Genomic DNA, 19,322 nt, shown 5'->3' on the forward strand with positions numbered 1-19,322 from the left:
AATTCCAAATTCAAAAATTGTGTGGGCTGAAACCCTCATTCTCTTGTACAAATCAAACGCCTTCAAGGGTTGTCAATTAGCTGAAATGACCTAGACTCGTTCTGAATTTGGAATTGCTGTAGATCGTAGGTTGCACATACGATCTCCAAATTAATAAGTCTGAAACTTAGCTTTTAGGCAGTGACGCTTAAATTAGGAGGAGACTTCCTGATTTGAGCAAATCAAGACATCCCCATTCACCATTCACCATTCCCCATCCACCATCCACCATCCACCATTCCCCATCCACCATTCACCATCCACCAATTCATGCGAATCGTCTTCTTCGGTACTCCTCAATTTGCCATTCCGACATTGGAAAGACTCTTATCAGAGTCGCGATTTGAGGTGGTGGGGGTGGTGACGCAGCCGGATAAGAATCGAGGGAGGGGGAATAAATTATCACCGTCACCGATTAAAGAGGTGGCTACAGCGCATCAAGTGCCAATTTGGCAACCCGCAAGGATCAAAAAAGATCCCGAAACGATCGAGGCATTGCGCCAACTAACAGCAGATATATTTGTAGTGGTAGCCTACGGACAGATTTTGTCTCAAGAAATTCTCGATCTGCCCAAATCGGGATGTATCAATGTACATGGTTCGCTGTTGCCTGAGTATCGCGGTGCGGCACCGATTCAACGCTGCGTGACGGATGGGGTAAATCGCACGGGGATTACCACGATGTTGATGGATGCAGGGATGGATACTGGGGCGATGCTGCTCAAGTATGAAACCTCTGTCAGTCTGTGGGATAATGCCGATCGATTGGCGACAAAATTAGCTATTGAGGGTGCTAATTTACTGATAGAGACACTTGTTGACCTCGATCGAATTACACCGACGCTCCAGGAGCATCTAGCCGCTACTTCGGCACCACCGATTCAGAAATCAGAATACACGATCGATTGGACTCGATCGAACATTTCACTGCATAATCGAGTACGCGGCTTTTATCCCAACTGTGTCACCACTTTCCGCGCACAGCCGCTAAAAATTATGTCAACAGTGCCATTGGGCAGAGATTTTCAAGCGGATTTACCCCCAGAAATGCAGCAGCTCATCCCCGAACTAGAGAGTCTAGATCTCAGTAGCAGTGTACCTGGCACAGTAGTCAAAATTGCTAAAGGTTTGGGATTTATCGTGCAAACTGGCTCTGGCTATCTCCTGATCCGTGAAGTTCAACTCTCTGGCAAACGTTCCCAATCTGGAACGGATTTAGTTAATGGTATGAGATTGGCTGTCGGCGAACTGTTGGGCTAGTTGAGACTTCCTCGAACCTGTGACGATAAAAGTCACTCGATAAGCAATATTAGTGGCGTGATCTGCCATGCGTTCGAGATGGCGGATTGCTAGTGCTAGTAGGATTGTCGGCTCGATCGATCCTTGAATATGAGTCTGACTAGCTAGAGCATGGTAAATATCATCATAGGCGCGATCGACATCATCATCCAGCTTGTGAACGGTGGGGCCAGCAGTGCCATCGAGACTGGTCAGAGCTGCTAAACTGGACTCTAGCATAGCTCTGGCATGATGAGACATCTGTTCGATCGCGGGGATGCAGGCATGTTCTGGATAAGGGAGCAATTTGAGGGAGATTTCGGCGATATCTTTGGCATAATCACCAATCCGCTCTAAATCGCGCACCATTTGCATAAATGCACTCAGCCGCCGTAAGTCTTGCGCGACGGGGGATGCAATCGTCATCAATTCGGCACATTCAATCTCGATTTGATGATAAAATTCGTCGATCTTGCGATCGATTTTGGGAATCTGCTCGGCGATGCCAATCTCGCGCTGAAATAGCGATCTATGCGCCAGTCGAAAGGACTGTTCTACCAAAGCTCCCATCAGCAGCAGATCTTGTTCTAGGCGACGGCTGCGATGTTTAAATTGTTTTGATTCATTCAATGAATAAGATATAGTCACATTTAAAATTAATTATAGTATCTAGTTTCAGATCGATCGAATCTAGATATCGGGGATTGGCTCTATTCTACCGATCGCTGCATGTCAATTAATGTCGTAATTATCACCAGAATCATTAATCATCTAAGTTTTTGGCTAATTAATTTACATCTATTCCCGATTCCCTAAAATTATTCGGAACCAAGCTCCGCCTGTAGTGGGATGATTTTTAGCAACGATCGTCCCCTGATGTGCGAGGACGATTTGACGAACGATCGCTAGTCCTAGCCCGCTGCCTGTGGTTTGAGCGAGATTACTACTAGAGGGTTGGCGTTGGCGGGAGACATCGCCACGATATAAGCGATCGAAAATATAGGGTAAATCGGTTTGGGTAAAACCAGCTCCATCATCATAGAGATCGATACAAACCTGATGATGTGGCTGAGTAGATCTGGTGTCCTCAGTCGGTGGTGATTCTAGTAGATGAATATCCATCCAAATATGCCCTCGATCGGGACAATATTTCAGACTATTATCAAATAAATTGATCGCTGCTTGCGTAAATCTTGCTGCATCTATTTCTAATAATAACTGCACTGGGCCTGTATAGACAAATTCAACTTGTCGCTGTCTGGCAATCGGTTCTAAGGTGTACCAAACATCATTAATGAGCCTGACAAAATCTACTTGTGCTAATTGAAGATGCTGAGTAGTAGAGAATTCTAACTGACTTAGTTCTAAAAAGTGCTGAACTAGATCGATTAATCGATCGGTTTCGCGGATAATTTTATTTACCCAGCGAGTTAGATCGGGTGTAACTTTAGATTGTAATGTCTCGGCAAGCAGATGGATGACGGTGAGCGGGGTGCGGATTTCGTGGGCGAGATCTCCCAACCAGCGTTCCCGCGCTGTGGTGCCATCGACTTGTTCTTGTTGGCTCTCGATAAATATCCCAATTGCCCCATCAGCTAATGGCATACTACTGGCTTTGAGCCAAATTGATTCTCCAGAGGAGACGCTCCGCGACCGAGAATTTGCCGCTTGAGGATAACCAAAGTGAAACTGCCAAACTAATTCTTTGGCAACCTGAGTCGAGCGTGTTTTGGTAATTAATCGATCGAGTTCGTAAGATCTAACTAATTCTAATAATAATTTTGTTTGTCCCGAATGCCATTTTTGGATCTGGAGCAGGTGTTGAGCTGACTGATTGCAACACAATACCTGATTTTCGGCATCGATTTGGAGATAACCAATCGGTGCTAGTTCGATTAGAGATTGCCAACTAAACAACTGTTGTTCGAGCTGCTGTTGTTGCTGTTGACTAAAGATCGCTCTGCGGCGCAACTGCGATATCAGCGGTAACGAAATATTTTCACGATCTTCAGATGTTTCCAGCACATCTAAAACCTGTCGTAATTGCCGCCTGACATAAGCCTCATGCCAGATGTAACCAGCACTGGCACCTACAAGCAAGCCAGAGATTGCCGCGATAAAGATAGCTAAAAACATGGGTGGATCGATGGGTAGATGATTGCACCGATGTATGCCAAGCCCAGTGTTGCTCCTAATGTAGCACGGTAACTGACCAAAGCAGGTCAATATCCGGTAGTTTTCGCGTCTGAGCCTAATATTCCCCTAGCTGACTATCTTTGCGGTAATCGATCGAGGTAGTGCATTAACATTCCGTATTATCGCCTACTTCCTTCCCACCATTCACCATTAGATCTCCTGCAAAAGCGGAGGGATATTGGCTTATACCCTCTACCCTCTATCCACAGTTATGGCCCTGCAAAGACAGCATTTTCGATGTCTTGACGACTGAGAGAATACTTGAAAGTTCGATAAATACTTTGTCCTGGAGCCATTTGCGATCCTGGTGGAGACTCTGAACTCGAAGTATTGCTCGAATGATAGCGGACTGTCAACTCTTCAATATCCAGCGACAATTCTGCCCGCCAATCAGGGCGGGTAATATGCCAGCAATGCAACTCACCATCGTCCTGTTCGCAACCCATCGAGATCAGCCATTGTTCGATTTCGGGTAGTGGATGATTGTACAGTGGAGTGTCATCAGTCGGTAGTAGGGTCATTTAGATTTTGAATTTTGGATTTGAGATTTGAGATTTTGCGCTTGAAATTATGCGGAGTTTTCCTTCACATCTGTTTGACTAAGCAGGATTAAAGAAGTCACGATCTGGGGATCGATTACTATTTTAAACTGATTAGTTTCGGGATGCTATGCGTTGAAGCGATTTTCGACGATCCTCGTCAAGTCCGCAGGTGTATTACAGTTTGATAGGCACAGCGGATCGGTAACTACTAATTCTGTCACTGGATGCAGCTTCAGCCAACCTTGAAAAGATTGCCCGCCACCGTCAATGTATTCGAGTAGCCAGGGGTGGCAAATTTGCCGATAAAAGCCACATAATGGTTCCCAACCTTTGTAGAAATGTTTGGGTAGATAAGCGATGCTCTCAAGCCCAACAGACGGCAGTTCATCGATCCATGATTGGATGACTGGAGTTGACAAATTAGGTAAGTCACAAGCGAGTAAAAGTACCCAAGTCGAGCTAGTCATTGCCAATCCTTGACTAAAGGCAACGAGGGGGCCTTGATGTGGCTGCTGTTCGGGGATGAAATGACAAGTGACAGGTAAGAGCGATCGATACTTTTGTGCCCACGGTGTGACTACATAGATGTGCTGAGATATCGATCGATCGTCAGCATCGGGTGCGAACCGATGGACATCTTGACAGGCAGCGACAGCATCATAAATCCGACGAATCAGCGGCACACCATCAATTTCGATCGTCGCCTTGTCTCGACCCATCCGAGAACTCCGACCACCAGCAAGAATTACGATCGAGAGTGAGTTGTCCACAATTAGCTACTTCCGTACCAGTGTCAAATTAGACATTTAGTGTAGGGGGTGAATGGTGAATGGTGGATGGTGGATGGTGGATAGTTGATAGTTGATAGTTGATAGTTGATAGTTGATAGTTGATAAATAAAAAGCCCAAAGCCTAGAGCCTAAAGCCTAAAGCCTGACTTTCGCAGGAAGTCTAATAACCTAGTGGCAGTTTTGACTGACGAGTTGGTTGGGTTGAATGGGGCGTAGGTAGAGATTTAGTCGGACGTTGAGGCGCACTGGGGATAAATACCAGACGGTCGGGATTGGGCGCAACTAAACCACTATTCGATCGATCTGCATCTTTAGCCATCTGTTGCTTGAGATGTTCGTTCATCACACCTTGCTGACTTTCCTGGAGCTGTAATCGCTCCAATTGTCCGTGCTGACTTCTCCACAGGCTTTGGGTATAGACAGTATAGCCATAAACGAGCGCACTCAACCCCAACATACTGGCAAATAGCACCATTGCCCCCTGCTGCATGGTTAATAGCGATCTCAGCCAGACTGGAACTGAAGGAGGTTGAACCAAATGGCTAACTTGCGGCTGAGTACTATTGGTTCCAACTACATTCAATCTCGACGCTACAGGCTGAGGAGTTGAGCAACGCTTGACCTGAGGGGGCAGATTTAGTTGATTCATACAAAGGCGATCGGGTAATGGTGGATGAATGCAGTCGATTATTTGTGCCAGTATTTAGTGACTGGTAAATCATACATCATGGCAATGATAAATGCTATACAAGAAGGATGCGATTAAAAATTGTGATTAGATCGATCCAAATTGTCTGTGCTAGCACGATCTGCTGGAATGCCATCGTGCCAGCTCCAGCGAGTAGTTTACCGCTAGAAAACGATCTTCCAGAGGAAGTGCTCAGAGCCGAAATCATTACCGAAGCGCGATCGCCGATCGATGGCAAAGCTTTATCTGCTAATGAATTTGCGGAATTAGTCGTCACTGCCAAGCAACAAGTCGAGCTTGATAATGCAAGTTTGGTGACTAATAATTCCAAAGTTAAAGAAACATTATTTTTACTCCGCTTGCGCGGTTTTTTGAGATCGGTAGGTATTCCAATTAAGTGAGGGGTTGAGAGCTAAATGAGTATTTAATTATTACCCAGAAACTCTAGATAACTAGTAGTTAAATCTTTAACTGCCAAATCGAAAAATTGTTGACCATGTTCGGGTGTGGCGAGGCTAGGATCGGAACCCATACGCCCATCTGGAAACCGACGACGAAAATCTGCCGCGCCGAGAATTTTGTATTCTTTCGAGAGGTGATTTGGATCTAATGGGGTAGATTTAATTGCTTCGGGATAGAGATACTGAGTCAGCGCAACTTCCGAGGGTGTAGCATGAGAGCCTTCACGATCTCCATATAATTCTTTGGCTAAACGATAGACACTACCAGACATAAACCAGTTAGCCGTTTGACATTCTATCCGATCGACATTGGGAATATTTAAATCGGCTAGGTGAGCATAGGTTTCGGAATAAGCTGCCTTGAGAGTAGCAATATTCCCGCCATGACCGTTAATAAAAAAGAACTTGGTAAATCCCGATCGAGCTAAACAGGTAAGATAGTCACGGATCACCAAAATCATCGTACTCGGACGCAAGCTCATCGTGCCAGGGAAGGCAGTATGATGCAGTGCCATCCCCACATTGATGGTTGGTGCAACTAGCGATTGAGTGGCTGTCCCGACAGCTTCGGCGATCGATTCGGCACAAATGGCATCCGTGCCAATTAATCCAGTCGGCCCATGTTGTTCGGTCGAACCGATTGGTATAATGATGCCAGTGGATTTTTGGAGATAAAGTTCAACTTCTGTCCAAGTGCTCAGATGTAAATGCATAAATATCCGCGATCGGCAAGAGAGGATAATTAATATTTTAGGCGGTTATATGTGTTGAGGACTATTGCGTTGTTGCTGAGTGTCTCGATCGCCGAAAATTTTCCGAACTTGGCTATTTGAGAGGATAGTATTGTGACAGGGGCGATCTCCTGCTATTAATAGTGTAATCAACAACAATGTCTGTCCTCCCCGATCTTCCCGACTGAATATTTAGCGCCTAGACAGACTATGCTCGCGCCGATTGTCAGTTTGTGCTGAAATTTCCCGCTCTTTTTCGTTACCTGTGATGATGCTTGCACTCAATATGTCGAATCACTCTGCTATTCAGCAACTAGGCACCGTCACAAATCGCATTTTAGTAGTAGAAGATGAAGAGTCGATTAGGGAATTACTCGTGTTAGGGTTAGAAGAGGAAGGGTATGAAGTAGTTGCTGTTGCTGATGGACATACAGCTCTAGCCCAGTGTCAAGCATCAGCTTCCCAGCCTCAGGACTTGCCCTTCGATTTGATTATCCTCGATCTGATGTTGCCTAAAGTTAGTGGTCTGGATTTGTGCCGATTTTTACGATATCAAGGCAATCACGTCCCGATTCTGATCGTCAGTGCCAAAACTACTGAAACAGATCGGGTATTGGGCTTGGAAGTCGGTGCGGATGACTACATCAGCAAGCCTTTTAGTATGCGAGAGTTGGTTGCACGTTGCCGTGCGCTCCTGCGTCGCCATCGCCTAAATACGGCTGCTGATACACCCGCGATCGTTTTTCAAGATATCACCCTTTATCCTGAAGAGTATCGAGTATCGGTACGTGGGCTAGATGTCAATCTCTCACCACGAGAGTTTCGATTGCTAGAGCTATTTATCCAAAACCCGCGTCGTGTCTGGGCGCGAGAACAATTGCTCGATCGAGTCTGGGGGATCGACTTTATCGGCGATCGCAAAACTGTCGATGTCCACATTCGCTGGTTGCGTGAAAAACTCGAAGTCGATCCCAGTCAACCGCAGTATATTACGACTGTGCGAGGCTTTGGTTATCGCTTTGGCTAGTTAGTCGCTCGTGGTGCCTTTAATGCGCGATGCTCCTGAGGGAACAACTTAGATCGCATCCCCATCCTAAAAATCCAATTCTCAATTCTCAATTCTCAATTAATTATTTCCCCATCCCCACCCCCATTTCCTGAATTTTGGCTGTAGAATACGATTTAGTAATTATTGGTGCGACAGCAGCAGCACGAGCAGCCGCGATCGAAGCTGTGAATTTGCGGGCGCGAGTAGCCTTAATCCTGCCGCAGTCGTCTGGCGACAGGCTCCATCCCCAGCGGGACTTCTACCCCTATGCTTTGGCACAGATCGCCAAAACTAATCAACCCGATCGAACGCGGCTTCAGTCGCCGAGTAGCTACCCATGGAAGTACGCTCGTGCGGCGATCGACAGACTCGAACAGCAATCTAGCCCTGCGCTATTAGCCGCGATGGGGATCGATACAATTATCGGGGTGGGTGAATTTTGTCGTCGTCCTCATTTAGCATTTAATATCGATCGACGATATCTTCGCGCTCGTGCTTATTTGATCGCTACTGGATCGATTGCTCATTATCCATTGATTCCAGGTATTCAAGAGACAGGCTATCTCACACTCGATCGATTACCGAGTTTAATCGATGCCAATCCGAAACGCCAACAAGTAGTGCCTCGCCGATGGGCGATAATTGGCTCGGAATCGATCGGGGTAGAATTAGCTCAAACCCTGGCAAAATTGGGATGTAAAGTCAGCCTCATCGTCGAAACAGCACAGATACTACCATACGAAGATGGCGATCTGGCAAATTTGATTCAGGCACAATTAGAAGCAGAAGGGGTAAAAATTTATTTAGAAACGATCGTCACTAGTGTTAGTGCAGAAGATACAACTAAACTAGTCATCATTGGCACTGATTCGATCGCTGTCGATGAAATTTTTATCGCTTTACCCGATCGACCATTATTAGAATCATTTAATCTCGTGGGCGTCGGCGTAGACTATACCGAAAAAGGTATCTCGATCGATAATAAACTCCAAACTTCCCATCGTCAGATCTATGCCTGTGGTAGTGTCTGTGGCAATGTTTTGGGTGGTTATCAGAGTCAGAGCTTGACTTCATATGAGGCGAAAATTGCCGTCCGAAATGCCCTAAATTGGCGCAAAACCAAAGTTGATTATCAGAGTTATAATTATCTACCGTGGGCTGTTTATACCGATCCACCGCTAGCCAGAGTCGGGATGACAAGCGATGCTGCCATAAATAGCCCTCGTCGGGATCTAACGATCCTACACCAGTATTTCAAAACCTGTCCCCAGGCAATATTATCTAATCTAACTAGTGGTTTTTGTAAAATCGTCGTTACTCGGAGCGGACAAATTCTTGGAGCAGAAATCATCTGTGAAAACGCCCCAGAATTGATTCAAATTCTGGCAATTGCCATCCAACAAAAACTGACAATTGTAAATTTGACTACCTTTCCCTGCTTATCGCCTAGTTATGCTGAATTCATCGATCGAGCCGCACAAGAGTGGCATACTTATCATCGCGATCGAAATTATAGATCTGGTTGGTTCGATCCGCTAATTGAGGCATTCCGCCAATTGAGTGCGGCGATCCAGAGTCGTCTAAGTTGGTGGAAATAACTAGAACCGATCGCTTTAACAAAGAACAGGTGTTGAAGTCCCCGCCATAACAACCCAATTATCAATTATTAATTAATTTAACCTTTACAGCAATCCTAAATGAGAAGCTTAAACCCTGGAGGGCGGGCATGAAGCCAAGCAATCCTACAGATCGATGTTGTCAGTAGGAACTCAAATAGGATCGCTATAGATGCTCCCGACTATACTAAGGTCGGGATCGATGTTAGATTGAGATAATTCCGCCCAGACACGATGCAAATAGATCGCTAGCCTAAATGGAAAAACCCCATCGCCGCAAACAACACTTACCAATGTTTTTCGATGTCGTGGATAATCCCGACATCCATAACTTCCCCCAGGGAATCGAAGTAGATATTACCCCGCCACCGCCGGATTTATCACCATTCGATCGAGATGTATTGCAAGTCTGCGGAAACTTGGGATGTCGCGCTGTGGCGGAAGATTTTCAAGCTTTACTCGCAGCTCATCCAGCCGTATTCGAGCGGATTAAAATAGCAGTAGGTGGAGAGATCTTTCACGGTAGAACTACAGATCTAGAATTTCTCGCAGATCTAAGCGAAATCTGGTTCAAACGTCATGGTTTCGAGCATATTTTTTGTGGCAATATCCACAATGGACAACTCAAAGGGATGCACTATGTCGGGAGATATCTCCAGCTTCAAGAGCAAGGATTGGCAGGAAAATTGCCAGATAATCAACGCCAAGAAGAAACGATCGTCGGGGCAGTATATACGATCGGAGTAGTGCTTAAATATGACAATCGGCTGATTATCGATCGCCGTAATGGCTATGCGCTAGTTACCGACGCAGCCGAATTATTGATTGCAGCAACATTAGCATTTAAAGCCAAAGCTCGATCTAGAACTACATGTAATTTTTCTGTATTCGATCTAGATTCGGGGCACACTTACACCGCAGTACTCGTTAAAGAAGATAACGCGATCGTCACTTTTTATCCTGACGCAAATCCACCCGATTCGCACTGTTAAGTTATTCAATATGAACAGATATAGATGCTCAGATATACTAACAGAATTTATGAGCTAGGTAACTATTAAAATGAACCGAATGACATGGGTAAATCTTTTATCCCGAAAAAGATCTGGAGTAAGTCAGATCGAACAAAAAGAAGTCGGGCGCAGTCATTTTCAGAAAGATATCGATCGGATCATTTTCTCTAGTGCTTTTCGACGTCTAAATCACAAGACACAGGTACATCCGCTACCTGAAAATGATAACATTCATACCCGCTTACCTCATAGCCTAGAAGTATCATCTGTAGGCAGAAGTCTGGGTGCTAAAGTAGGTAAAAGACTAGCTGAAGAATTGAAATGTATCGAAATTGAACCATCAGATCTAGGGGATATCGTCCAAGCTGCATGTCTAGCTCATGATATCGGAAATCCTCCATTTGGACACTCAGGAGAAGCAGCAATCGGAGATTGGTTTAGAGCAAATGCCGATCGAGACTTCTTGAAAGACTTAACCAAAGCAGAACTTAATGACTTCCAAAACTTTGAAGGTAATGCTCAGGGACTGAGGATTATTACTAAACTTGAATATTATCTATTTGAAGGAGGGATGCGGCTTACTTATGCTACTTTAGGTACATTTCTCAAGTATCCCTGGACATCAGATTTACTTGAGAGTGCCGGAAAAAAGAAGTATGGATGCGATCGATCTGAGCGAGAAATTCTGGCAGAGATTGCTACTGAGCTGGGGCTAATCCAACAATATGAAACAGGTTGGTGCCGCCATCCGCTATCGTATTTGATGGAGGCTGCTGATGATATTTGCTATGCCTCGATCGATCTCGAAGATGGCATCGAAATGGGTTTTCTGACTTATGATGAGGTGACAGATATATTAAAACTGATAGTTAATTTTGATGAAATTCCGCCGCTTCATCCTCATTGTGAAGGAAATGACTTGTACAATCGAAAAATTGCCATTGCGCGTGGAAAAGCAATGAATACTCTAATTGAAGGTATTGTCGATACCTTTATTCACCAAAAAGATGCGCTGTTAAATGGAGATTTTGTGGGTGAAGATCTAATTGGAGCTTGTGGCGGTCGAGTCAAAGAATTTATCGATACTGCCAAGAATACTGCTAAGGAAAAGATATTTAATAATCCTCGTAAAATGCAGTTAGAAATCGGCTCTCATGCGACGATCGAAACTTTATTAGATGCCTTTATTAGATCGACATACAGCCTACATCAATTAGATAGCGATTGCTTTCCCGAAAGATTCAAACAAATATTGAATTTGATGGGTAGCCATCAACCAAAAAAAGATTGGTCTTTAGATCATTCATACCTACACGTTTTAGATTTTATTTCAGGAATGACAGATAAGTATGCTCTGAATATCTCTCAACAGATTGAGGCGATGAACAAATAGCTCGATCGATCTGCGGTGTTATCGCTCATAGAGGCTACCTTCAGGCTATAACAGTAATCTACTCCCTTCCTACTCGATCGATCCGGTTCCCCCCTGCTTGGTGCGCTACACTGCTGACTCAGCGGATCGGACAATTAGAGCGGATTTGGCATAACTCACAGCCTTAATGCTTGAGCCAGACTCGGATCGAGGCGTTGAAGCTACCGCTGGAGTTGGGTTTTCCGCACTTGCTGAGAGTATTTATCCAAACTCGATCCTATTTAATGCAGATTGTCAAAAGACAACCTGTCAAACTAGCAAAATTATGTATTAAAATAGTTCATAGAGTAAAAAGAATTACTCACTATTCAAAATTTTAAATGTCTTGTTGCTGGATGTTCGATCGCTCAAGGAAATGTAGGGCTATTAGCATTTTGCAGTTGGCGGGCATTTAGGAAGCTATGTCAGTACCAGGAAAACAAACAATGTTCAAGAATTTGGGTTTAGTATTGTCAATGCTTCTGCTGGTTGTTGCTAGCTGCTTCATGGCAGTCGATCCAGCATCAGCAGAAACTTACACTGTCAAAATGGGTTCTGACAAAGGAATGCTGGTATTTGAACCATCAACCCTCACTGTCAAGCCAGGTGATACAGTTAAATGGGTTAACAACAAGCTATCTCCTCACAATGCTGTATTTGACAGTAAAGCAGGTCCGATCGCTACTCAGCTATCTCACAAAAAGTTAATGTTCACTCCTGGTGAATCTTACGAAACAACTTTCCCAGCCGATACTGCCGCTGGGGTGTATCCTTTCTACTGCGAACCCCATCGTGGTGCTGGTATGGGTGGTAAAGTCATCGTTCAATAGAACGCAGTCTTCGGCTAGTATCTTCACTAATCCCCACTCGCTGGGGATTTTTTATGTACAACCGCCAAGAACTCTAAATTTCTAGAGGATCGATACCCGCACTGTGGTTCCAGCCGCGATCGCCGTGACATCTACAGGCACGATCGCGATGGCATTTGTACCTGCAAGATTGATGAGGTTTGCCGAACTATGACTACCCTCAGCCAGACTGAAATGGTATCTTCCATCGATGAGAGCCAATTTACCCCAGAGATAAGTTTCGCGGCTCCCGTCAGCAGTGAGATCTTGAGTGGTAATTGCCTCGATCGCATTTAGTTGCCACATCGACTCGGGCAAACCAGCCAGTTTTGCCATTGCCACCCGCACAAATCGCCAACAACCGACTAGTGCTGAGACAGGATTGCCTGGTAGTCCAAAGTAGACGACACGAGCACCCCGATCGAATTTGGCAACAGTCAGCGGTTTGCCTGGTTTGATGGCGACAGAGCGAATCTGGATGTCGCCACCCAATTCTGCCAAAATCTCCTCTACATAGTCATAATCGCCGACAGAGACACCACCAGTCGAAAGGACGAAATCCGCAGACGCGATCGCTTCAGACATGGCAGCAGTCAATCTCGCGCGATCGTCAGGGACAATTCCCATGCAGATCGGTATACCCCCAGCCTGAGTAACAAAGGCGGCTAAAGCATATTGATTGGAATCGACAAGTTGTCCTGGCTTTAGAGTTTGGTGCGGTGTCACCAATTCATCGCCAGTAGAGAGAATCGCCACGCGCGGACGACGGTAAACCCGAACTTCACTACACCCTGTCGCTGCTAAAATGGCGATTTCCGGCGGATTTAACACCGTACCAGCAGCCAACAGCGGATCGCCAATGCGGGCGTATGCTCCCCGCTGGCGGACAAAGGAACGAGCTGTCGGCGTGACTTGAATTTTAACAAAATTTTTCTGAACGCGCTGGGTATGCTCCTGCATCACAATTGTATCGGCACCAGTAGGCACGATCGCCCCTGTAAATATTCTGGCGGCTTCCCCCGATTGAATCTCCCGCTGCGGTTGATATCCAGCGGGAATTTCTTCGACGACTTCGAGGGTAATTGGATGTTTAGAGGTACTCGATCGTACATCAGCAAATTTTACCGCATAGCCATCCATCGCCGAGTTATCCCAATGGGGGAAGTCCAACTTACTGACGATCTCAGTTGCCAAAATTCGCCCCGTCGCTAGAGTCAGATCGATCGATTCTGTTTCACTTAGGGGTTGGACTAAATCGAGAATAATCTGTTCGGCTTGGGATACAGGAATCATGTGAGTGGAAATATTAACTACGATCGACTATAACTTATCTGGCAATCAGTCCCCACTATAGAAGCCATTTGAGATCTTTTTAGCGATCGACCCTGGTGAGGGAGGACGGGTTTGTTTGGGAGAGAATAGTGTTAAACAATAATTTCTAGCATAAACCCGCCCCTACAGATCCATACATGTATGTAGAATACATGACACATTCTTAAACACCAACCGTAGGGGCGGGTTTATGCTAGGAATTTTCGATTGTAGTGTTTGATACCGAACGAACCCGCCCTCCCCCACTAGCGGCGGTTTTATTCGGAGGTTCCCTAGACATAAAAAAACCGACAAGACAGAAGATCTTCAATCGGTTCTATAGGGTAGTGAGTGAAAATAGTGAGTTGTCTATTTTTTGGCTAGTTTGGGAGTATTTTCGAGCGATCCTTTACAATGGCGATCGGTCGGAGCGAAAATAAAGGCACACCATCAACAGGGATAAATAACGTGAGTCAACAATTTGACTATGATTTAGTAATTATTGGCGCAGGTGTAGGCGGACATGGTGCGGCTCTCCATGCGGTAAGTTGCGGACTGAAGACGGCAATTATCGAAGCTGGGGATATGGGTGGTACTTGCGTCAATCGGGGTTGTATCCCTTCCAAGGCACTGCTGGCGGCATCTGGCAGAGTGCGGGAATTGCGGAATGCTCACCATCTCAAGGCGTTTGGGATTCAGGTAGATAATGTCAGTTTCGATCGAGCCGGAATTGCCGCTCATGCCAGTAATCTAGTCACGAAGCTACGCGGTGACTTGACAAATAGTTTGACTCGCTTGAATGTCGAGGTGATTCATGGGTTCGGAAAGGTGGCTGGGACTCAAAAGGTGAGTGTCACGACACCTGAAGGTGAGAAGTTCATCACCGCTCGGGATGTGATGATTTCTTCGGGTTCGATTCCATTTGTACCGCCAGGAATTGAAGTTGATGGCAAGACGGTATTTACTAGCGATGATGCGATTAAATTAGAGACAATCCCGCAGTGGATCGCGATTATCGGTAGTGGCTACATCGGATTAGAATTTTCTGATGTATACACAGCATTAGGTTCGGAAGTCACGATGATTGAATTTTTCGACCAATTAATGCCCGGATTCGATTCTGATATTGCTAAACTCGCCAAACGGATTTTAATCGATCCGCGTGACATTGACGCTCGATCGAGTCTCCTCGCTCAACGGGTGATTCCTGGCTCACCAGTCGTCATCGAACTAGCCGATGCCAAAACCAAAGAAGTCGTCGAGATCCTAGAGGTCGATGCTTGCCTCGTGGCGACTGGTCGGATTCCCGATACCAAAAACCTCAATCTCGAAGCTGTAGGGGTCGCCCTCGACCGGAGAGGCTTCATTCCAGTCAACGATCGACTAGAAGTCCTCATCAATGGCGAACCCGTACCGCATTTATGGGCGATCGGGGATGCTACAGGCAAGATGATGTTGGCTCATGCTGCATCAGCTCAGGGGGTTGTAGCTGTCGAAAATATCTGCGGTCGATCGCGTCAGATTGATTATCAGAGTATACCAGCGGCTGCTTTTACTCACCCAGAAATTAGTTTTGTCGGGATGACAGAGACACAAGCCAAGGAAGCTGGAGTTGCTGGCGGCTTTGAGGTGACAGCCGTACGGAGTTATTTTAAGGGTAACTCTAAAGCGATCGCCGAAGGTGAATCCGATGGCATGGCGAAAGTGATCTATCGCAAGGACACTGGGGAAGTATTGGGCACTCACATTATCGGGTTACACGCGGCGGATCTGATTCATGAAGCCTCCAATGCGATCGCCCAACGCAATTCGGTACAGAATCTCGCTAGTTACGTTCACGCTCATCCTACCTTGTCTGAAGTATTGGATGAAGCCTATAAACGCGCGGCTGGGGTTTCCTAATATCTAGCTTCGATCGCACGATCGAAGCTGTAGACTATACCATCATCGCCAGAAGTGATGCGCCTGACGCGGTGGTGATGTCACTGGATTTTTTTAATAGTTTGCTGGAAACAGTTCATCTACTGAAATCTCCCGCAAATGCTGCCCACTTGGAGCGATCGATCTCCCAATACCAACAGGGCAAAGCGGTAGAAAGAGACTTGATTGATGACTAGAAAGTTAGCCTGGACAGATGAGGCGTGGGGAGATTATCCGTAAGGATATTTGCTCCGTTCCGACACCGCCCACGATTGAAATCGTGGCTCATGTCGCAAAGTCCGCCTTCGCGGACTAATTAATTTACCCAGTCCGCGAAGGCGGACTTCGCAGCACAAGCCGAGCCTACCCTTCGCCAAAGGCGACGCTTCGCGAACGGGAACGCTTCGCGAACAGTCTCCAGGCAATTCTCCAGATCCCCATTAAAATTAGTAGAGCAATCGCCCCCAGAGATAATACCGCTACAATAAGAATAGTAAAAACTACTAATAACTATCGATCGTGCGCGCAAAGGTTCTAGCTTGGCTCAATGATAATGTTCCTCCTAAACGAATCCAACATATACTAGGAGTAGAACAGATGGCGATCGAACTCGCCGGACATTACCAGCTAGATATTGACAAAGCCGCACAATCGGGCTTAATGCATGATCTGGCAAAATATTTTAAGCCCCAACGTTTACTAGAACTAGCACGAGCCGAAGGAATTGCGATCGATGAAGTGGATATAGCCGCACCACACTTATTACATGCTGATGTCAGTGCGATCGTCGCCCGCACAGAATTTGGAGTCACAGATCCCGAAATTCTCCAAGCGATCGCCGATCATACATTGGGTAGACCAGGGATGAGTCCGATGAGTTGTATCATATTCTTAGCCGATACGCTCGAACCTGGACGCGGCGATACACCAGAATTGCAATCTCTCCGCCAACTGAGCTATCAAAATCTCCATCAAGCCGTGTGGCGCGCCTGCGACTACTCACTCCAATATCTACTATCTACTCGTTGTCTCATCCATCCCCGCACGATTCTCACCCGTAATTGGGCGATGATGAATTAGGCTTTAGGTAGGGATTAGGCTTTAGGCTTTAGATTTACTTCTAGTCCCTAACATCTAACATCTAACACCTAACACCTAACACCTAACACCTAACACCTAACACCTAACACCTAATTGAATGACTGAAACCGCAACTTTGACAAATACAAATCAAGCACCTGACTACACGATCGAACAATTGGCATTTATCGCGGCTGACGCAGCAGACGATCGCAAAGCTGAAGATATGCGACTGATCGATATTGGCGAAGTATCGACACTGGCTGACTATTTACTGATTGTCACTGGCTACTCCAAAGTCCAACTCCGAGCGATCTCTGGTTCGATTATTGATAAACTCGAAGAAGATCTCCACCGACTACCGTTGCGAACTGAAGGTCAAGATCGTGGTGGTTGGATCTTGATCGACTATGGCGATTTGATCGTGCATATTATGATGCCAGAACAGCGAGAATTTTACGATCTTGAGACTTTTTGGGGTCATGGTAAAACGGTAACATTACCACAACCACAAGCTTCATAGACCAATGCGATCGATGAGTAATTCTACTTCTTTTTGTCCAGTTCCTAAAGAGCAGCAACCAATTAATGAATACCAAGAGTTGCAAACCTCTTGGTTCTTTAGTTGGGTGAAACTACCACCAGCTAAATATATTGCTAAGTTAATTTGGGTGGGGATTTGGAGTTCGATCTTTGCTGCTCCATTGGCTGAAGCGAGTTTCCCGATCGCCAAATACCCAATTCAATTTGGGATCTGTGCGATCGGCGGTAGCTCGATCTTTGTTGCTCTAGCTGCCCTTAGGCTCTATCTAGGCTGGATTTATGTCAAAAATAGATTGTATGGCGAATCAATTTTTTATGAAGAATCTGGTTGGTACGACGGTCAAACCTGGATCAAAACACCAGAAATACTCACCCGCGATCGCTTGTTAGTCAGTTACGAGATCCAACCAATTCTCAAACGAATTCAATTGACTTTTCTAACTTTACTCGGAGCAGCCATATCCGTAGTTAGTTACTGGGTATTATTTATTAATTAATAATTGTCAATTAAGCATCGCATTCCGAAAAAAATCCACACTGCTACCACAGACATGGTAGATGTCTGGGAACGGCATACATCACCACCAACAAGCACCAAGCACTAATGGCTCAACGTACCAAGGCACCAGCAATTACCGTTCGCTTATTGCGAGAAGGAATTATCGAATCCGTTCATCATGTCCAAGCAGTAGTTTGTGACAGCCGTGGGCGGGTTTTGTCAGTTGCGGGAGATGCCGAACATCCGACTTTTATTCGATCGGCTCTCAAGCCATTTCAAGCGATCGCCGTTACTAGCAATGGTATCTTGGAACGCTACCAGTTGAGCGATCGAGATTTAGCCATCATGTGCAGCTCTCACAGTGCCGAAATCATCCACACCCGCCAAGTTTTTAATATCCTGTGGCGAGCCGATATCGATACCAGCGCACTCAAATGCCCGACTCCACCAGGAAAAACCAGCCCCCTCGAACATAACTGTTCGGGTAAACATGCCGGGATGTTGGCTGTTTGTCGCGCTCACAATTGGCCACTGGCTAACTATCTAGAGCGCACTCACCCCTTACAAAAACTAATTTTGAGCAAATTTGCCGAAATTCTCAAAATGCCCCCAGATGAGTTTATTGGGGTTCACGATGATTGTGGTGCGCCTGTCTATCTGATGCCGCTCTCGCAAATGGCAACTCTCTATGCTTATCTCGCTTCTGGCGAGAGTTTAGATTTAGAGCGGATCGTCCGCGCCATGACACACCATCCCGAACTGATCGCAGGTACGGGTCAATTTGATACTCAACTGATGCAGCTCACTCAAGGCGAACTAGTGAGTAAAGCCGGAGCCGAAGGGATTCAGTGTATCGGTAGAGTTGGCGAAGGCATGGGTTTGACAATCAAAGTTAGCGACGGCGCGAAACGGGCAAAATATGCCGTCGCGATCCATCTCCTTCACCAGATGGGTTGGATTACCCCCGCTGTCTCCGAGATCCTCACCGACCAGTTTGTGTCGATCGGTTCTTATACTCGCTTGGATGTTACAGGTGAATTAGCAATGGTTTAGAATATGCCACGATTATTTATCTAGCTCGGCGAACAATGTAGATAAATCTCTATAGCCACTCACTACCCGTAAAATTTCCAGGTCTTCACCGATCGGCATGTAAAGAATTAAATCCCACATTCCGCACTTCAACTTTTACGACACATACTAGTCACGAAGACTCGACAGTTTGACGATGCTACCGATCGTAACTCACTGATTGCCGTGACGCAAATTTAGGCTTTTTTGATGCTACTTTTCCGAAGTGCGGAATG

The 19,322-nt window shown here is 45.8% G+C and carries 20 protein-coding genes; 13 read left to right on the forward strand and 7 right to left on the reverse strand.

The window, feature by feature from the left end; genetic code table 11:
* Positions 1–309 precede the first annotated feature (309 nt).
* Positions 310–1,299, forward strand: a complete 990-nt coding sequence (fmt, locus tag ACEW9J_RS12475) for a methionyl-tRNA formyltransferase (RefSeq protein WP_373545445.1) — start codon at positions 310–312, stop codon at positions 1,297–1,299.
* On the opposite strand, the gene phoU is transcribed toward fmt, so the two are convergent.
* The 5 genes from phoU to ACEW9J_RS12500 all read right to left on the reverse strand — a co-directional run bounded on the left by phoU (position 1,255) and on the right by ACEW9J_RS12500 (position 5,495).
* Positions 1,255–1,947 (reverse strand): phosphate signaling complex protein PhoU, encoded by a 693-nt coding sequence (gene phoU / locus ACEW9J_RS12480; protein WP_373545460.1) that lies wholly within the window; start codon positions 1,945–1,947, stop codon positions 1,255–1,257. The two genes, fmt and phoU, sit on opposite strands and share 45 nt — an antisense overlap.
* Positions 1,948–2,115: 168 nt before the next feature.
* The gene (locus ACEW9J_RS12485; protein ID WP_373545446.1) at positions 2,116–3,453 is read right to left on the reverse strand and encodes a sensor histidine kinase; all 1,338 of its coding nucleotides are present in this window, start codon (positions 3,451–3,453) and stop codon (positions 2,116–2,118) included.
* Between the two features lie 269 nt (positions 3,454–3,722).
* A complete protein-coding gene (locus tag ACEW9J_RS12490) occupies positions 3,723–4,034 on the reverse strand; it encodes a DUF3143 domain-containing protein (protein ID WP_373545447.1) in 312 nt (103 codons plus the stop codon).
* 146 nt (positions 4,035–4,180) lie between these two features.
* Positions 4,181–4,828, reverse strand: a complete 648-nt coding sequence (locus tag ACEW9J_RS12495) for a molybdenum cofactor guanylyltransferase (RefSeq protein ID WP_373545461.1) — start codon at positions 4,826–4,828, stop codon at positions 4,181–4,183.
* Between the two features lie 178 nt (positions 4,829–5,006).
* The gene (locus ACEW9J_RS12500) at positions 5,007–5,495 is read right to left on the reverse strand and encodes a hypothetical protein (protein WP_373545448.1); all 489 of its coding nucleotides are present in this window, start codon (positions 5,493–5,495) and stop codon (positions 5,007–5,009) included.
* A gap of 122 nt (positions 5,496–5,617) precedes the next feature.
* Here ACEW9J_RS12500 and ACEW9J_RS12505 point away from each other — a divergent pair, with 122 nt between their 5' ends.
* Positions 5,618–5,935, forward strand: a complete 318-nt coding sequence (locus tag ACEW9J_RS12505; RefSeq protein ID WP_373545449.1) for a hypothetical protein — start codon at positions 5,618–5,620, stop codon at positions 5,933–5,935.
* A 23-nt stretch (positions 5,936–5,958) separates the two neighbouring features.
* Here ACEW9J_RS12505 and ACEW9J_RS12510 read toward each other — a convergent pair whose 3' ends face one another.
* Positions 5,959–6,708 (reverse strand): creatininase family protein, encoded by a 750-nt coding sequence (locus tag ACEW9J_RS12510; protein ID WP_373545450.1) that lies wholly within the window; start codon positions 6,706–6,708, stop codon positions 5,959–5,961.
* Positions 6,709–6,997: 289 nt separating this feature from the next.
* Here ACEW9J_RS12510 and ACEW9J_RS12515 point away from each other — a divergent pair, with 289 nt between their 5' ends.
* From ACEW9J_RS12515 to petE, 5 genes are all read left to right on the forward strand, one after another.
* Positions 6,998–7,753: a winged helix-turn-helix domain-containing protein gene (locus ACEW9J_RS12515; RefSeq protein ID WP_373545462.1), complete on the forward strand. Its 756-nt coding sequence runs from the start codon at positions 6,998–7,000 to the stop codon at positions 7,751–7,753.
* Positions 7,754–7,890: 137 nt separating this feature from the next.
* Positions 7,891–9,372: an FAD-dependent oxidoreductase gene (locus ACEW9J_RS12520; protein WP_373545451.1), complete on the forward strand. Its 1,482-nt coding sequence runs from the start codon at positions 7,891–7,893 to the stop codon at positions 9,370–9,372.
* A 275-nt stretch (positions 9,373–9,647) separates the two neighbouring features.
* Positions 9,648–10,382 carry an EndoU domain-containing protein gene (locus ACEW9J_RS12525; protein WP_373545452.1) on the forward strand — a complete coding sequence of 245 codons (735 nt, stop codon included), beginning with the start codon at positions 9,648–9,650 and terminating at the stop codon, positions 10,380–10,382.
* 79 nt (positions 10,383–10,461) lie between these two features.
* Entirely contained in the window at positions 10,462–11,796 is a 1,335-nt protein-coding gene (locus ACEW9J_RS12530) for a deoxyguanosinetriphosphate triphosphohydrolase (RefSeq protein ID WP_373545453.1), read from the forward strand.
* A gap of 440 nt (positions 11,797–12,236) precedes the next feature.
* Positions 12,237–12,644: a plastocyanin gene (gene petE, locus ACEW9J_RS12535; protein WP_373545454.1), complete on the forward strand. Its 408-nt coding sequence runs from the start codon at positions 12,237–12,239 to the stop codon at positions 12,642–12,644.
* A gap of 81 nt (positions 12,645–12,725) precedes the next feature.
* On the opposite strand, the gene glp is transcribed toward petE, so the two are convergent.
* Positions 12,726–13,955, reverse strand: coding sequence for a gephyrin-like molybdotransferase Glp (glp, locus tag ACEW9J_RS12540; RefSeq protein ID WP_373545455.1), 1,230 nt, complete (start codon positions 13,953–13,955; stop codon positions 12,726–12,728).
* A 486-nt stretch (positions 13,956–14,441) separates the two neighbouring features.
* Between glp and lpdA the strand changes: the two genes are divergently transcribed.
* The 6 genes from lpdA to ACEW9J_RS12570 all read left to right on the forward strand — a co-directional run bounded on the left by lpdA (position 14,442) and on the right by ACEW9J_RS12570 (position 19,068).
* Positions 14,442–15,875: a dihydrolipoyl dehydrogenase gene (gene lpdA / locus ACEW9J_RS12545; protein WP_373545463.1), complete on the forward strand. Its 1,434-nt coding sequence runs from the start codon at positions 14,442–14,444 to the stop codon at positions 15,873–15,875.
* Positions 15,875–16,090, forward strand: coding sequence for a type II toxin-antitoxin system Phd/YefM family antitoxin (locus tag ACEW9J_RS12550; RefSeq protein ID WP_373545464.1), 216 nt, complete (start codon positions 15,875–15,877; stop codon positions 16,088–16,090). The genes lpdA and ACEW9J_RS12550 overlap by 1 nt, the downstream gene beginning before the upstream one ends.
* 322 nt (positions 16,091–16,412) lie before the next feature.
* Positions 16,413–16,973 (forward strand): bis(5'-nucleosyl)-tetraphosphatase (symmetrical) YqeK, encoded by a 561-nt coding sequence (gene yqeK / locus ACEW9J_RS12555; protein ID WP_373545456.1) that lies wholly within the window; start codon positions 16,413–16,415, stop codon positions 16,971–16,973.
* Between the two features lie 118 nt (positions 16,974–17,091).
* On the forward strand, positions 17,092–17,496 hold the full coding sequence (gene rsfS / locus ACEW9J_RS12560; RefSeq protein ID WP_373545457.1) for a ribosome silencing factor: 405 nt from the start codon (positions 17,092–17,094) through the stop codon (positions 17,494–17,496).
* 13 nt (positions 17,497–17,509) lie between these two features.
* Positions 17,510–18,013 (forward strand): CGLD27 family protein, encoded by a 504-nt coding sequence (locus tag ACEW9J_RS12565; RefSeq protein WP_373545458.1) that lies wholly within the window; start codon positions 17,510–17,512, stop codon positions 18,011–18,013.
* A 107-nt stretch (positions 18,014–18,120) separates the two neighbouring features.
* Complete coding sequence (locus ACEW9J_RS12570; RefSeq protein ID WP_373545459.1) at positions 18,121–19,068, forward strand: asparaginase; 948 nt, start codon at positions 18,121–18,123, stop codon at positions 19,066–19,068.
* The last annotated feature ends 254 nt before the right edge of the window (positions 19,069–19,322 follow it).

The sequence above is a fragment of the Chamaesiphon sp. genome (assembly GCF_041737865.1).
GTDB lineage: Bacteria > Cyanobacteriota > Cyanobacteriia > Cyanobacteriales > Chamaesiphonaceae > Chamaesiphon.